Source organism: Streptomyces sp. NPDC096193, assembly GCF_040302905.1.
Classification (GTDB): Bacteria; Actinomycetota; Actinomycetes; order Streptomycetales; family Streptomycetaceae; genus Streptomyces.
The window spans coordinates 57,033-71,663 of sequence record NZ_JBEOSJ010000021.1 but is presented as its reverse complement, the minus strand read 5'-3'; the positions used below and the strand labels follow the sequence as shown (position 1 = coordinate 71,663).

The window sequence follows — 14,631 nt, the reverse complement described above, 5'->3', positions numbered from 1 at the left end:
TCGGTCGGTTACTGACGTACGGCGATTCCGTCCAGCACCATCGACAGATACTGGCGGGCGATCTCCTCGGGACTGTGCTGTCCGCCGGGCCGGTACCAGGACGCCGCGACCCACACGGTGTCGCGCACGAACCGGTAGGTCAGCCGGACGTCCAGGTCGGCGCGGAAGGCCCGGTCGGCGACGCCGCGTTCCAGCGTCCCGAGCCAGGCCTTCTCGAACTTCTGCTGAGAGTCGGTGAGGTAGTGGAAGCGGGGCTGCGCGGCCAGGTGCCGGGACTCCTTCTGGTAGATCGCGACGGCTGCCCGGTGCCGGTCGATCTCCCGGAACGACTCGGTGACGAGTGCCTCGATGGTCTCCCTCGGGCCGAGGCCGGCCGCGAGGACGCTGTCGTAGCCCTGCCACAACTCGTCCAGGAACGTGGAGAGGATCTCGTCGACCATCGATTCCTTGGAATCGAAGTGGTAGTAGAGGCTGCCGGCGAGCATCCCGGCCTCGTCCGCGATCCTGCGGACGGTGGTGGCGTTGTACCCCTGCGCGGCGAACACCTCGGCGGCGAGGGCGAGGAGTTCACGCCGGCGCTCGGGCGAGGGGGTCACCTGGTTCTTCTTCTTGTTCGGCACACGGTCATTGTCCGGCGTTCTCGGCGGTTACGGATGGCGGCTGCTGACGGAGACGACCTCGCCGGTGAGATACGAGGCGTAGCCGCTGGCCAGGAAGACGATGGCGTTGGCGATCTCCCACGGTTCGGCGGGCCGGCCGAACGCCTCCTTGGCGGTCAGGTCGGCCAGCACCTCGGCGGAGGTGACCTTCACCAGATGGGGGTGCATGGCGAGGCTGGGCGCGACCGCGTTGACCCGTACGCCGTGGGCGGCGGCCTCGACGGCGGCGCAGCGGGTGAGCGCCATGACCCCGGCCTTGGCGGCGGCGTAGTGCGCCTGGCCGGCCTGGGCCCGCCAGCCCACCACAGACGCGTTGTTGACGATCGCTCCGCCGCTCCCGCCCGCCCGGAAGGCGCGCAGGGCGGCGCGGGTGCAGCGGAACGTGCCGGTGAGGGTGACGTCGAGGACGCTGTCCCACTGCTCGTCGGTCATGTCGACGAGTTCGGCCGTACCGCCGAGGCCGGCGTTGTTGACGACGATGTCGAGCCCGCCGTGGTCCTCGGCCGCGCGGTCGAACAGCGCCTGCACCTGGGCCTCGTCGGTGACGTCGCACGGCTGGGAGGAGACGGCGGAGGCGCCGAATTCCGCGGCGAGCGCGGCCTCCGTCTCCTTCAGCCGTCGTGCGTGGGCGTCGCTGATCAGGATCCGCGCGCCCTCCTCCAGGAACTTGCGGGCGGTCGCTCCTCCGATCCCGGCGCCGGCCGCGGCGGTGAGCACGGCGGTACGGCCGGTCAGCAGGCCGTGGCCCGGTACGTACTGAGCCCTGTTGTCCGTCACACCGGCACGTTAACCTACCAAACACTTGTTAGGGAAGGATGCGCGTATGGACCTGCAGCACTCCCCCGAGGACGAGGCGCTCCGGGCCGAGGCCCGCGCGTGGCTCGCCGCACATGTGCCGGAGCGCCCGCTGCCGTCCCTGGAGACACGCGAGGGGTTCGCGGCCCACCGCGCCTGGGAGGCGCGGCTCCACGCGGACCGCTGGTCGGTCGTCTCGTGGCCGAGGGAGTACGGCGGCCGGGGCGCCGGTCTGTTCGCCTGGCTGCTCTTCGAGCAGGAGTACTACGCCGCCGGCGCACCCGGCCGGGTCTCGCAGAACGGCATCAGCCTCCTCGCACCCACCCTCTTCGACCACGGCACCGAGGAGCAGCGCGCCCGGGTGCTGCCCCCGATGGCGAGCGGCGACGTCGTCTGGGCCCAGGCCTGGTCCGAACCCGAGGCCGGTTCCGACCTCGCGTCGCTGCGCTCGCGGGCCGTCCCGACGGACGGGGGCTGGCTGCTGAACGGCCAGAAAACCTGGTCGTCACGGGCGGCGTTCGCGGACCGCGCGTTCGGCATCTTCCGCAGCGACCCCTCGGCTGACCGGCCCCACCAGGGCCTGACATATCTGATGTTCGACCTGTCGGCGCCCGGGGTGAGCGTCCGGCCGGTCGGCCGCCTCGACGGGAAGCCCGCCTTCGCCGAGCTCTTCCTCGACGACGTCTTCGTGCCGGACGAGGACGTGATCGGCGAGCCGGGCCGGGGCTGGCGGATCGCGATGTCCACGACGGGCAACGAACGGGGGCTGACGCTGCGCTCCCCCGGCCGCTTCCTGGCGGCGGCCGACCGTCTCGTACGGCAGTGGCGGGAGGGGGGCGAGGACCGGGGCGTACGGGACCGGGTCGCGGACGCGGTGATCGGCGCGCGGGCCTACGAGTTGTTCACCTGGGCGGGTGCCTCGCGCTTCGCGCAGGGCGGCAGCATCGGGGCGGAGTCCAGTCTCAACAAGGTCTTCTGGTCCGAGTACGACATCGCCCTGCACGAGACGGCGCTCGATCTGCTGGGCGAGGAGGGCGAACTGTCCGACACGGCCTGGGCGGAGGGCCATCTCTTCTCGCTGGCGGGACCGATCTACGCGGGGACCAACGAGATCCAGCGCGACATCATCGCCGAGCGGCTGCTCGGCCTTCCGAAGGGCCGCCGCTGATGGATCTGACGCCGACCTCCGAACAGCTCGGTTTCGTCCGCTCGCTGGAGGCGATGCTGACCGCGGCGGACGTGCCGTCGGCGGCGCGCGCCTGGGCCGCCGGCGACCGTGCGCCGGGCCGGGCGGTGTGGTCCCGGCTCGCCGACGCGGGCCTCTTCGCGCTCGCGGCGCCGGAGACGTACGACGGCGTGGGCCCGCTCCCGGTCGAGCTGGCGCTCGCCTTCACGGAGCTGGGCCGCGCGGCGGTGCCGGGACCGCTCGTGGAGACGGCAGTCGTGGCGGCGCTGCTGACGGGTCTGGCCGAACTGGGCGACGCGGCACCGGCGAAGCGGCTGCTGCCGGGGCTGGTGGCGGGGGACGGCACGGCGACGCTGACGGTGGCGGGCCACGGCACCCGTGCCCTGGACCCCGACGCGGCGGACCTGGTGCTGGTGGTCGAACCCGAGGCGGCGGACGGGGAAGCGGCCCGGCTGCGGTGTGCGCCCGGGCACGGGGCCGTGCGGGTCTCGGCCGACCCGGTCCGGCGTCTCGCCGCCCCACTGGCCGGCGGTGCGATTCTCGCGAGCGGCCCGCACCTGGCCGCCGCCGCCGATCGCGCGGCCGCGCTGGCGAGGCTGCTCACCGCCGCGCAGGCACTGGGCGTCGGGCTCACCCTCCTCGACCGGACCGTGGCCCATGTCAAGCAGCGCACCCAGTTCGGTGTCGCCGTCGGTTCGTTCCAGGCGGTCAAGCACCGGCTCGCGGACACGCTGATCGGGCTGGAGTTCGCGAGGCCGCTGCTGCACGCGGCCGCGCTCACCCTGGCTCCCGCGGACATCTGCGCCGCGAAGGTCACCGCGGGCGAGGCCGCGTACGCGGCGGCCGGGACGGCGCTGCAACTGCACGGCGCCGTCGGCTACACGGACGAGCTGGACCTCGCGCTGTGGCTGCGCAAGGCCCGGCCCCTGCGGGACGCGTGGGGCGCCCCCGCCCGCTGCCGCGCGGAGGTGCTGGCCGGCCGTCCGTGGCGCTAGCGACGCCGGACGGTCCGGAGGGGACCACCCGGGTTCCAGGACCGCACGACCAGCTCCTGGCCCTCGACGGTGATCCGGACCACCTCGCCCACGTCGACGCGGAACAGGTGGAACGGCTCCGGCGGCCCGACCTCGGCCACGAACGCGGCGATCTCCGCGGGGTCGGTCACCTCCAGGGCCCGTCCGGAGATTCGTACGTCACCGCCGTCCATGGAGTCGTCGGGCCCGGGGTTGGCGTGCACGGCGAAGCGCGGATCCCGCCGCAGATCCCGGGCCTTGCGGGAGTCCGGCATCATGCCGAGCCACAACTCCCCGCCGCGGAAGGTCACTTCCAGCCCGGTCACACGCGGCGACCCGTCCTTGCGCAGGGTGGCGAGGACATGGTGCTTGTAGCGCTCGAAACGGGTCTGCACGGTAGCGGCGAACTCGGGCTCGGCCGCACGGAAGCCGGTCCATGTGGTTGAGGTCATGCGTCCATCGAACCGCGGAAACCGGACATCTGCTGTCGGGTTTCCCTGCGGCCCCTCCTACGGTCCGCGGAACGCCTCACAGCCTCCGCAGGGCGACGACCGCCGCGTGTCCGTCCGTACGCAGCGGGCCGGGCGGTCCGTCGAGCAGTACGGCGTCGTACCGACCGAGCGTCAGGCCCGTGTCGCCGACGGCCGTCGTGCCGTCGAGTGCGACCACCACCACGGTGGCGCCGGGCGGCACCGCCGGTGCGGCCTCTCCCCGTACGACCGACGTCCGGCATGCGATGCGGTCCCGCCGGTACATCACATTGAAGTTGACGACCGGGCCGCCCAGCAACCGGCCTTCGGTCGGCACATCGCCGGGGAAGGCATGGGGCCGGTAGCGCTGGTCGGCGACCGTGCGCTTCCCGCCCACCGTCAGTTCCATCCCCGCACCGTCGGCGACGGTCAGGATGCGCTCCACACCGGGGAACGCGGAGAACGGCCCGTCCACGCCGACGTCGGCGAGCGAGATCCGCCAGTCGAAGTCGTCCGTCCCCGTGCCTTCGGGCGCCACCGCGACCTTACGGGTGGTACCGCCGCCGTTCTTCCACGGCACGGCCCGGCGGCCGTCGGCCCGCAGCACCCGCGGCGTCACCGCACGATGCCCTGGCCACGGGCGGCGGCCAGCCACAGCGGGAACTCGCCGACCAGCCGGTCGTACAGCTCGGAGTCCGGGACCGTGCGCGGGTCGAGTCCGGCGTGGAAGAAGCCGGCGTTGTCCACGACCCGCTTGGCGGGCACGGGGAGTTCGTCGAGCTTGTGCAGGAAGTCGAACTGCGAACTGCGCTTGTTCCCGAAGCCGATGAACTGCCAGAACAGCGGCAGCTTCGCCGCCTTGCACAGATAGCGCTCGGCCGCGTGCTTGCTGATCGGACCGCCGTCCGTCTGGAAGACGACGAGCGCGGGGTCCGTCGAGCCGCTGTCGATGTAGTGGTCGATCACGGCGTCCATGGCCAGGTGGTAGCTCGTCCTGCCCATGTGCCCGAGGCCCGCGACGATCGCGTCGATCCGGCCGTGGTGGTTCTCCAGTGCTATCTCGGTGACGGCGTCGATGTCGGTGGAGAAGACGACGACGGGGACACAGCCGTCGTCGTCGAGGTTCGCCGACAGGCCCAGCACCCGGTCGGCCAGCGCCTGCACACTGCCGTCCTTGTAGTAGTCCTTCATGGAGCCCGAGTAGTCGAGCACCAGATAGACGGCGGCGCGCTGCCCGTCCAGGCCGTGCTTGCGCAGCGAGACCCCGGCGGACTTGTAGAGGCTCACGAGCGCGGGCGCCTGCTCCTCGACCTTACGGAGACTGATGGCCGGTCCGGGGATGCCAGCAGTGGCCATGCGCGGCTCCGTTCGTCGGGTGCGGGACGTCCGCCGAGGGTATCCCGCCATTCCCCGGGGATCCCGGCGACCGCGGTGCTCGCCGCCCCGGTCCTGTGCGCCCCCGAACCCCGTCGTGGCAACCGGTGTTGGCACGCAGCACGGCGCCTGCTCCATGTCCGGTCGGGGACAGAGCAGGCGCCGTGTTCGTTTCCGTACGCCGTTGTACGGGACGTCTTTCGGCCGGTGCGTCAGACCATCAGCGAACGGTCCGTCGGCTTGATCGGGGCGTGCAGGTCGCTCGCCCCGGTCAGGAAGCGGTCCACACCGCGGGCCGCCGAGCGGCCTTCGGCGATCGCCCACACGATCAGGGACTGGCCGCGGCCCGCGTCACCGGCGACGTACACGCCGTCGACGTTGGTGGCGAAGTCGGCGTCGCGCGCGACATTGCCGCGCTCGTCCAGCTCGAGCCCGAACTGCTGGACCAGACCGTTCTCCTGGTCGGTGCCGGTGAAGCCCATGGCGAGGGTGACCAGCTGCGCCGGGATCTTCCGCTCGGTGCCGGGCTTCTGCTCCAGCTTGCCGTCCTTGAACTCCACCTCGGTGAGGTGGAGGAACTGGACGTTGCCGTCCTCGTCGCCCTCGAAGTGGGTGGTGGAGACGGAGTAGACCCGCTCGCCGCCCTCCTCGTGCGCGGAGGTGACCTTGTAGAGCATCGGGAACGTCGGCCAGGGCTGGCCGGCGCTCCGCTCGTCGCCCGGGCGGGGCATGATCTCCAGCTGGGTGACCGAGGCCGCGCCCTGGCGGTGGGCGGTGCCCACGCAGTCGGCGCCGGTGTCGCCGCCGCCGATGACGACGACGTGCTTGCCTTCCGCGGTGATCGGCGGGGCGACGAAGTCGCCCTCCTGCACCTTGTTGGCGAGCGGCAGGTACTCCATGGCGAAGTGGATGCCGTTCAGCTCACGGCCCGGCACGGGCAGGTCGCGGGAGACGGTGGCACCGGCCGCGATGACCACGGCGTCGTAGCGCCGGCGCAGCTTCGCCGCGTCGATGTCCCGGCCGATCTCGACCTCGGTGCGGAACTTGGTGCCCTCCGCGCGCATCTGCTCGATACGGCGGTTGATGTGCACCTTCTCCATCTTGAACTCGGGGATGCCGTACCGGAGGAGACCCCCGATGCGGTCCGCGCGCTCGTAGACGGCGACCGTGTGACCGGCCCGGGTCAGCTGCTGGGCGGCGGCGAGTCCCGCAGGGCCCGAGCCGATGACCGCGACGGTCTTGCCCGACAGGCGCTCCGGCGGCTGCGGGGTGACGTCGCCGGAGTCCCAGGCCTTGTCGATGATCGAGACTTCGACGTTCTTGATGGTCACGGCGGGCTGGTTGATGCCGAGGACGCAGGCGGCCTCGCAGGGCGCGGGGCACAGCCGGCCGGTGAACTCCGGGAAGTTGTTGGTCGCGTGCAGCCGCTCGGAGGCGGCCGACCAGTCCTCGCGGTACGCGTAGTCGTTCCACTCGGGGATGAGGTTTCCGAGCGGACAGCCGTTGTGGCAGAACGGGATGCCGCAGTCCATGCAGCGGCCGGCCTGCTTGCTGATGATCGGCAGCAGGGCGCCGGGAACGTAGACCTCGTTCCAGTCCTTGACGCGCTCGGCCACGGGGCGGGTCTGGGCGACTTCGCGCCCGGTGGTCAGGAAGCCCTTGGGGTCAGCCATTGATCGCCGCCTCCATCATCTTCTCGGTGGTCTCCTGCTCGGAGAGACCGGCGAGCTCAGCGGCGTCCTTGGCGGCGAGCACTGCCTTGTAGGTGGTCGGGATGATCTTGCTGAACCGGTTCACGTTCGCGGACCAGTCGGCGAGAAGCTTCTCGGCGACGGTGGAGGCCGTCTCCTCCTGGTGGCGGCGCACGACGTCGTGCAGCCACTCCTTGTCCGCGTCCGACAGTGGCTCGACCGCTCCCAGGTTCCCGGCGTTGACGTTGTCCGGGTCGAGGTCGATCACGTACGCGACACCGCCCGACATGCCGGCCGCGAAGTTGCGCCCCGTCTCGCCGAGCACCACCGCGTGGCCGCCGGTCATGTACTCGCAGCCGTGGTCCCCCACGCCCTCCGAGACGACCGTGGCGCCGGAGTTGCGGACGCAGAAGCGCTCGCCGGTGCGGCCGCGCAGGAACAGTTCGCCGCCGGTCGCGCCATACGCGATGGTGTTGCCCGCGATGGTCGAGTACTCCGCCAGGTGGTCGGCGCCCCGGTCCGGGCGGACGACGACACGGCCGCCGGAGAGGCCCTTGCCGACGTAGTCGTTCGCGTCGCCCTCCAGCCGCAGCGTGACGCCGCGCGGGACGAACGCGCCGAAGGACTGGCCGGCCGAGCCCGTGAACGTGATGTCGATGGTGTCGTCGGGCAGGCCCGCACCGCCGAACTTCCGCGTCACCTCGTGGCCGAGCATGGTGCCCACGGTCCGGTTGATGTTGCGGATGGCGACCTGTGCGCGGACCGGCTGGGCTGCCTCGGCGGATTCGGCGCTCAGCGCGTCGGCGGCGAGCTTGATCAGCTCGTTGTCGAGCGCCTTCTCCAGACCGTGGTCCTGGGTGATCAGCGCGTGGCGCACCGCGCCGTCCGGCAGCTCGGGCACGTGGAACAGGGGTGCGAGGTCCAGGCCCTGTGCCTTCCACTGGTTCACGGCGCGCTCGGTGTCGAGGAGTTCGGCGTGGCCGACGGCCTCCTCGACGGAGCGGAAGCCCAGCTCCGCGAGGATCTCGCGCACCTCTTCGGCGATGAACTGGAAGTAGTTGACGACGTACTCGGCCTTGCCGGAGAAGCGGTCGCGCAGCACCGGGTTCTGGGTGGCGATACCGACCGGGCAGGTGTCGAGGTGGCAGACGCGCATCATGATGCAGCCGGAGACGACGAGCGGCGCGGTCGCGAAACCGAACTCCTCGGCGCCCAGCAGCGCGGCGATGACGACGTCACGGCCGGTCTTCAGCTGGCCGTCGGTCTGCACGACGATACGGTCGCGCAGCCCGTTGAGCAGCAGCGTCTGCTGGGTCTCGGCGAGACCGAGCTCCCAGGGGCCGCCCGCGTGCTTGAGCGAGGTCAGCGGGGAGGCGCCGGTGCCGCCGTCGTGACCGGAGATGAGCACGACGTCCGCGTGGGCCTTGGAGACACCCGCCGCGACCGTGCCGACGCCGACCTCGGAGACCAGCTTCACGTGGATCCGCGCCTGCGGATTCGCGTTCTTCAGGTCGTGAATCAGCTGGGCCAGGTCCTCGATCGAGTAGATGTCGTGGTGCGGCGGCGGGGAGATCAGACCGACGCCCGGGGTCGAGTGCCGGGTCTTGGCGACCCAGGGGTAGACCTTGTGGCCGGGCAGCTGGCCGCCCTCGCCGGGCTTGGCGCCCTGCGCCATCTTGATCTGGATGTCGTCCGCGTTGACCAGGTACTCGCTGGTGACACCGAAGCGGCCGGAGGCGACCTGCTTGATGGCGGACCGGCGCGTGGGGTCGTACAGCCGGTCGGCGTCCTCACCGCCCTCACCGGTGTTGGACTTGCCGCCGAGCTGGTTCATGGCGATGGCGAGGGTCTCGTGCGCCTCGCGGGAGATGGAGCCGTAGGACATCGCACCGGTGGAGAACCGCTTCACGATCTCGCTGACCGGCTCGACCTCGTCGATGGAGATCGACGGGCGGTCGGACTTGAAGCCGAACAGGCCGCGCAGCGTCATCAGCCGCTCGGACTGCTCGTTCACCCGGTCCGTGTACTTCTTGAAGATGTCGTAGCGGCGGTTGCGCGTGGAGTGCTGGAGCCGGAACACCGTCTCCGGGTCGAAGAGGTGCGGCTCGCCCTCACGGCGCCACTGGTACTCACCGCCTATGTCCAGCGCGCGGTGCGAGGCGGAGATGCCGGAGGCCGGGTACGCCTTGGCGTGCCGGGCGGCGACCTCCTTGGCGACGACGTCGAGACCCGCTCCGCCGATCTTGGTGGCGGTGCCGTTGAAGTACTTCTCGACGAAGGCCTCGTCCAGGCCGACGGCCTCGAAGACCTGCGCTCCGCGGTAGGAGGCCACGGTCGAGATGCCCATCTTGGACATCACCTTGAGCACGCCCTTGCCGAGGGCGTAGATCAGGTTGCGGATGGCCTGCTCGGGCTCCAGGCCCTCGATGAAGGTGCCGGCCCGGACGAGGTCCTCGACCGACTCCATCGCAAGGTAGGGGTTGACGGCCGCCGCGCCGTAGCCGATCAGCAGCGCGATGTGGTGCACCTCGCGCACGTCACCGGCCTCGACCAGCAGACCCACCTGGGTGCGCTGCTTGGTGCGGATGAGGTGGTGGTGCACGGCGGAGGTGAGCAGCAGCGACGGGATGGGCGCGTGCTCGGCGTCCGAGTGCCGGTCGGACAGGACGATCAGACGGGCGCCGTCCTCGATCGCCGCGTCGGTCTCGGCGCAGATCTCCTCGATCCGGGCGGCGAGGGCGTCGCCGCCGCCGCTGACGCGGTAGAGGCCGGAGAGCGTGGCCGCCTTCATGCCGGGCATGTCGCCGTCGGCGTTGATGTGGATGAGCTTGGCCAGCTCGTCGTTGTCGATCACCGGGAAGGGCAGGGTGACGCTGCGACAGGACGCGGCGGTCGGCTCCAGCAGGTTGCCGGCCGGGCCCAGCGAGGAGCGCAGCGAGGTGACGAGCTCCTCGCGGATGGCGTCCAGCGGCGGGTTGGTGACCTGCGCGAACAGCTGGGTGAAGTAGTCGAAGAGCAGCCGGGGGCGCTCGGACAGGGCCGCGATCGGCGAGTCCGTACCCATGGAGCCGAGCGGCTCGCCGCCCGTCCTGGCCATGGGCGCGAGGATGATGCGCAGCTCTTCCTCGGTGTAACCGAAGGTCTGCTGGCGGCGGGTGACCGAGGCGTGGGTGTGGACGATGTGCTCGCGCTCGGGGAGGTCCTCGAGCTCGATCTCACCGGCCTCCAGCCACTCCTGGTACGGGAGCTCGGCGGCGAGACCGGCCTTGATCTCGTCGTCCTCGATGATGCGGTGCTCGGCGGTGTCGACGAGGAACATCCGGCCGGGCTGGAGGCGGCCCTTGCGGACGACCTTCGCCGGGTCGATGTCGAGGACGCCGACCTCGGAGGAGAGGACGACGAGTCCGTCGTCCGTCACCCAGTAGCGGCCGGGGCGCAGACCGTTGCGGTCGAGGACGGCGCCTACCTGGGTGCCGTCGGTGAAGGTGACGCAGGCGGGTCCGTCCCAGGGCTCCATCATCGTGGCGTGGTACTGGTAGAACGCGCGCCGGGCGGGGTCCATGGAGTCGTGGTTCTCCCACGCCTCGGGGACCATCATCAGTACGGAGTGCGGCAGCGACCGGCCGCCGAGGTGGAGCAGCTCCAGCACCTCGTCGAAGGACGCGGAGTCGGAGGCGTCCGGGGTGCAGACGGGGAAGATCCGGTCCAGCTGCTCGGCGCCGAAGAGGTCGCTCGCGAGCTGGGACTCACGGGCACGCATCCAGTTGCGGTTGCCCTTGACCGTGTTGATCTCGCCGTTGTGCGCGACGAAGCGGTACGGGTGGGCGAGCGGCCAGCTCGGGAAGGTGTTCGTGGAGAACCGCGAGTGGACGAGCGCGACGGCCGTGGCGAGGCGCCGGTCGGACAGGTCGGGGAAGAAGGGCTCCAGCTGGCCGGTGGTCAGCATGCCCTTGTAGACGATCGTGCGCGCGGAGAGCGACGGGAAGTAGACACCGGCCTCGCGCTCGGCGCGCTTGCGCAGGATGAAGGCCTTGCGGTCCAGCGCGATACCCGTGCAGGGGCCCTCGTCCCCGGCCACGCCGGCGACGAAGAGCTGCCGGAAGGCGGGCATGGTGGCGCGGGCGCCGTTGCCGAGCAGATCCGGGCTGACGGGGACGTCACGCCAGCCGAGGACCTTCAGGTCCTCTTCGGCGGCGATCGTCTCGATACGTGAGACGGCCTGCGCGTCATCATCGGCCGGGAGGAAGGCGATGCCGACGGCGTACGAACCCGCTTCGGGGAGTTCGAATCCGCTGACCTCACGCAGGAATGCATCGGGAACCTGGAGCAGGATGCCCGCACCGTCACCCGAGTCGGGCTCGGAGCCGGTGGCACCGCGGTGCTCGAGGTTGCGCAGTACGGTCAGCGCCTGCTCCACCAGCTCATGGCTGGCCACACCGGTGAGGGTGGCCACGAACCCGACGCCGCACGCGTCGTGTTCGTTCCGGGGGTCGTACATCCCCTGAGGGGCGGGGCGACCGTCCATGGGCGACCAGGCGTCGGAACGCATCGGCTCTCCCGTCGTCGTCGTGGCATATGCAAGTACCGAGGGACGACGTTGGCCCTCCGCAAAATTTCGTGCAGGTTACATGATGGAATGGTTCTCGAAAAGTGGATAGCGCATTCCAGCATGCGGACACCGCGCGTAGCGGTCGGGGGTGGGTCGCCGTCGGACAGATCGGTATCCGCAGGACCATCGCAGAGCAGGCTTCGTTGCCCGCAGCGCTTTCGGCTCATGCCCGGTGGTTAAGGATTCGAAACCGCCGAGTTACGGCTACTTATGTAGCGCCATGCATAGTGTCTCACCGGAAGCGGGATCCGCGGTGGGGATGTGCGTCACAGCGAGGTGTCTTCCCGGTGGTGTGGGGATACCCAGCCTGACACGACTCGCCCCTCACCGACAGGATGCGAATCAGTCAGGTCGGGGCATTTCGGGGCGGCGGGGGTGCCGGGCGGACGGAAAACCCGGGGCGCGGAGCCGGGAGAACCCGAGGCGGGGGTGGGGAGGGTCTGGAGCGGGGGCGGGAGGCTCGGCGCGCAGAGCCGGAGGAACGCCCGGGGCACAGACCGGGGAGGGCCTGAGCGGGGGCGGGATGCTCGGCGTGCAGAGAGCCGGAAGAACCCATGGCACAGACCGGGGAGGCCGGGCCCACAGGCCGGGGAGGTACGGCCCGGGGCGGGGAGGTTCCGGCGCGGGGCGGGGAGGGCCCGGCGCGGGCCGGGGCAACACCCCGCCCGAGACGGGCTAGACCGCCGCGCCGAACAGCGAGCCCAGGCCGTAGGTGAGCGCCGCCGCCGCCCCACCGAGCGCCAGCTGCCGCAGGCCGCTGAACCACCAGCTGCGTGCCGTCACGCGAGCGACCACCGCACCGCAGGCGAAGAGACCCACCAGCGCCAGCAGGACCGCCGGCCACAGCGCCGTCGCGCCGAGCAGATAGGGCAGCACCGGCAGCAGGGCGCCCAGCGCGAACGATCCGAAGGACGAGACGGCGGCGACCGTCGGCGACGGCAGATCGTCCGGGTCGATGCCGAGCTCCTCGCGGGCATGGATCTCCAGCGCCTGTTCCGGGTCCTTCGACAGCTGCATCGCGACCTCACGGGCGAGCGCGGGCTGGACGCCACGGGCCACGTAGAGCGCCGCCAGCTCCTCCATCTCGTCCACCGGGTGCTTGCGCAGCTCGCGCCGCTCGACGTCCAGCTCGGCCTGGACGAGCTCGCGCTGGGAGGCGACGGAGGTGTACTCCCCCGCGGCCATCGAGAACGCTCCCGCAGCCAGCCCGGCGAGCCCGGTGATGACGATGGTCTGCTGCGACACGGCACCCCCCGCCACGCCGGTCATCAGGGCGAGGTTCGAGACCAGTCCGTCCATCGCACCGAAGACCGCGGGACGCAGCCAGCCGCCGTTGACGTCCCGGTGGGTGTGGTTGTCGCGATGCGCCTCGTGCAGCGTCGCGGTGTTTTCGATGATGGACACAACTCTCCCCTTCAACCCTTTTCAGCAGCGGAAACAGCGGTCCGCTCCCCCTTCGACACCGTCGAACATACGCAGCCTGTAAGGGTCGCGCCAGCAAGGCAGGCCGTACTTACCTCAGGGCGGGGGATGCCGGATCGGGTGACAGAGGCGTTTCTCAGACTCGTCCCGGGCCGCGTGTGGCACAGATGCAGGAACCGCCGACGCACGCGAAAGGGGCCCGCCCCGTGGAGTTGGTTGCATGCGATCCCGCTGATCCCTCCGAGCGCGCGCCCGGTACGGCTCCCGCGGCGCCGGCCGTTCCCGCCTGCGTGCTGCGGGAGCGGGCCCGCGGCGCACTGCTCGGCCTGGCGGTGGGCGACGCGCTGGGCGCGCCCGCGGAGAACATGCGTCCCTCGGAGATCCGGGCCCGGTGGGGCCGTATCGAGGGCTTCGTGGACGACGACCCCGCGGGCACGGACGACACCGAGTACGCGATCTTCTCCGGCCTGCTGCTGGCCCGGCACGGCTCGGCCCTGACCGCCACCCATGTCGAGACCGCGTGGCATCACTGGATCGCCGATCTGGACGAGGGCCCCTTCCGGGGAGCGGGCTTCAGTGAGCGCGGCACCCTGGAGAACCTGCGGCGCGGGCTCGCCGCCCCGATCTCCGCCCAGCACCGGCACGCCTGGAGCGACGGTCTCGCGATGCGGGCGGCGCCCTTCGGGGTCTTCGCCGCGGGCCTGCCGGCCGAAGCGGCCCGGCTCGTGGCGATCGACGGCTCGGTCAGCCACGACGGCGAGGGCATCTACGGCGGGCAGGCGGTGGCCGCGGGGGTCGCGGCGGCGATGACCGGCGCCGGCCCCGCCGGGGTGATCGGCGCCGCGCTCTCGGTCATCCCGATGGACTCCTGGACGGCCCGCTCCCTGCGGCGCGCGGTGGTGACGGCCCAGCGCAGCCAGGGCGACCCCCTGTCCACGGAACGCGCGGTGCGCTCGGCGGTGGTGATCGGTGGCTACCCGTGGACGGATCTGGCCCCGGAGGCGGTGGGCCTGGCGTTCGGCGCGTTCGCGGCGGCGCGCGGGGACTTCCGTACCTCGGTGCTGACGGCGGTGAACATGGGCCGGGACGCCGACACGACCGCGGCGGTGGCGGGGGCACTGGCGGGGGCGGTCTCGGGCGCGGCGGCCATCCCCGCCGCCTGGGCCTCGGTGATCGGTCCGGTACGGGGCAGCTGTCTCCCGTCGATGAAGGGCCACCACGTGCTGGAGATCGCGGACCTCCTCACCCCCGACGACCCGCAGGCGGCGTGATGACACTGACTCCACCGACGAACGACGCGTCGATCCCCGAGCCCGATCCGGCCGCCGCGCCGGCGACCCGGCCGGCTCCGCCCCCGGCGGGCGGGACGGTCGTGCTCGGCCATCCGGTCGGCGCGCCCGGGTCCCGGCCCG

At 71.5% G+C, this 14,631-nt stretch carries 11 protein-coding genes; 3 read left to right on the top strand and 8 right to left on the bottom strand.

The features are described 5' to 3' along the window. Positions 1–8 precede the first annotated feature (8 nt). The gene (locus ABTX78_RS26570) at positions 9–620 is read right to left on the bottom strand and encodes a TetR/AcrR family transcriptional regulator (protein WP_352209306.1); all 612 of its coding nucleotides are present in this window, start codon (positions 618–620) and stop codon (positions 9–11) included. Positions 621–647: 27 nt separating this feature from the next. Further along, on the bottom strand, positions 648–1,436 hold the full coding sequence (locus tag ABTX78_RS26565) for an SDR family oxidoreductase (RefSeq protein ID WP_352209305.1): 789 nt from the start codon (positions 1,434–1,436) through the stop codon (positions 648–650). A 46-nt stretch (positions 1,437–1,482) separates the two neighbouring features. Between ABTX78_RS26565 and ABTX78_RS26560 the strand changes: the two genes are divergently transcribed. Both ABTX78_RS26560 and ABTX78_RS26555 read left to right on the top strand, forming a co-directional pair. Next, a complete protein-coding gene (locus ABTX78_RS26560) occupies positions 1,483–2,622 on the top strand; it encodes an acyl-CoA dehydrogenase family protein (protein WP_352209304.1) in 1,140 nt (379 codons plus the stop codon). Next, positions 2,622–3,635: an acyl-CoA dehydrogenase family protein gene (locus tag ABTX78_RS26555; RefSeq protein ID WP_352209303.1), complete on the top strand. Its 1,014-nt coding sequence runs from the start codon at positions 2,622–2,624 to the stop codon at positions 3,633–3,635. The genes ABTX78_RS26560 and ABTX78_RS26555 overlap by 1 nt, the downstream gene beginning before the upstream one ends. Here the strand turns inward: ABTX78_RS26555 and ABTX78_RS26550 are convergent. The 6 genes from ABTX78_RS26550 to ABTX78_RS26525 form a co-directional block, all read right to left on the bottom strand. Continuing rightward, a complete protein-coding gene (locus ABTX78_RS26550) occupies positions 3,632–4,105 on the bottom strand; it encodes a pyridoxamine 5'-phosphate oxidase family protein (protein ID WP_352209302.1) in 474 nt (157 codons plus the stop codon). The two genes, ABTX78_RS26555 and ABTX78_RS26550, sit on opposite strands and share 4 nt — an antisense overlap. A gap of 76 nt (positions 4,106–4,181) precedes the next feature. Next, on the bottom strand, positions 4,182–4,742 hold the full coding sequence (locus tag ABTX78_RS26545) for a HutD/Ves family protein (RefSeq protein ID WP_352209301.1): 561 nt from the start codon (positions 4,740–4,742) through the stop codon (positions 4,182–4,184). Next, positions 4,739–5,479, bottom strand: coding sequence for a vWA domain-containing protein (locus ABTX78_RS26540; protein WP_352209300.1), 741 nt, complete (start codon positions 5,477–5,479; stop codon positions 4,739–4,741). Before ABTX78_RS26540 ends, ABTX78_RS26545 begins: the two co-directional genes overlap by 4 nt. A 230-nt stretch (positions 5,480–5,709) precedes the next feature. Continuing rightward, entirely contained in the window at positions 5,710–7,170 is a 1,461-nt protein-coding gene (locus tag ABTX78_RS26535) for a glutamate synthase subunit beta (protein WP_352209299.1), read from the bottom strand. After that, the gene (gltB, locus tag ABTX78_RS26530) at positions 7,163–11,737 is read right to left on the bottom strand and encodes a glutamate synthase large subunit (RefSeq protein ID WP_352209298.1); all 4,575 of its coding nucleotides are present in this window, start codon (positions 11,735–11,737) and stop codon (positions 7,163–7,165) included. The genes ABTX78_RS26535 and gltB overlap by 8 nt, the downstream gene beginning before the upstream one ends. 735 nt (positions 11,738–12,472) lie before the next feature. Further along, the gene (locus ABTX78_RS26525; RefSeq protein WP_352209297.1) at positions 12,473–13,201 is read right to left on the bottom strand and encodes a VIT1/CCC1 transporter family protein; all 729 of its coding nucleotides are present in this window, start codon (positions 13,199–13,201) and stop codon (positions 12,473–12,475) included. Positions 13,202–13,425: 224 nt separating this feature from the next. Between ABTX78_RS26525 and ABTX78_RS26520 the strand changes: the two genes are divergently transcribed. Beyond that, positions 13,426–14,490, top strand: a complete 1,065-nt coding sequence (locus ABTX78_RS26520) for an ADP-ribosylglycohydrolase family protein (RefSeq protein WP_502993970.1) — start codon at positions 13,426–13,428, stop codon at positions 14,488–14,490. The last annotated feature ends 141 nt before the right edge of the window (positions 14,491–14,631 follow it).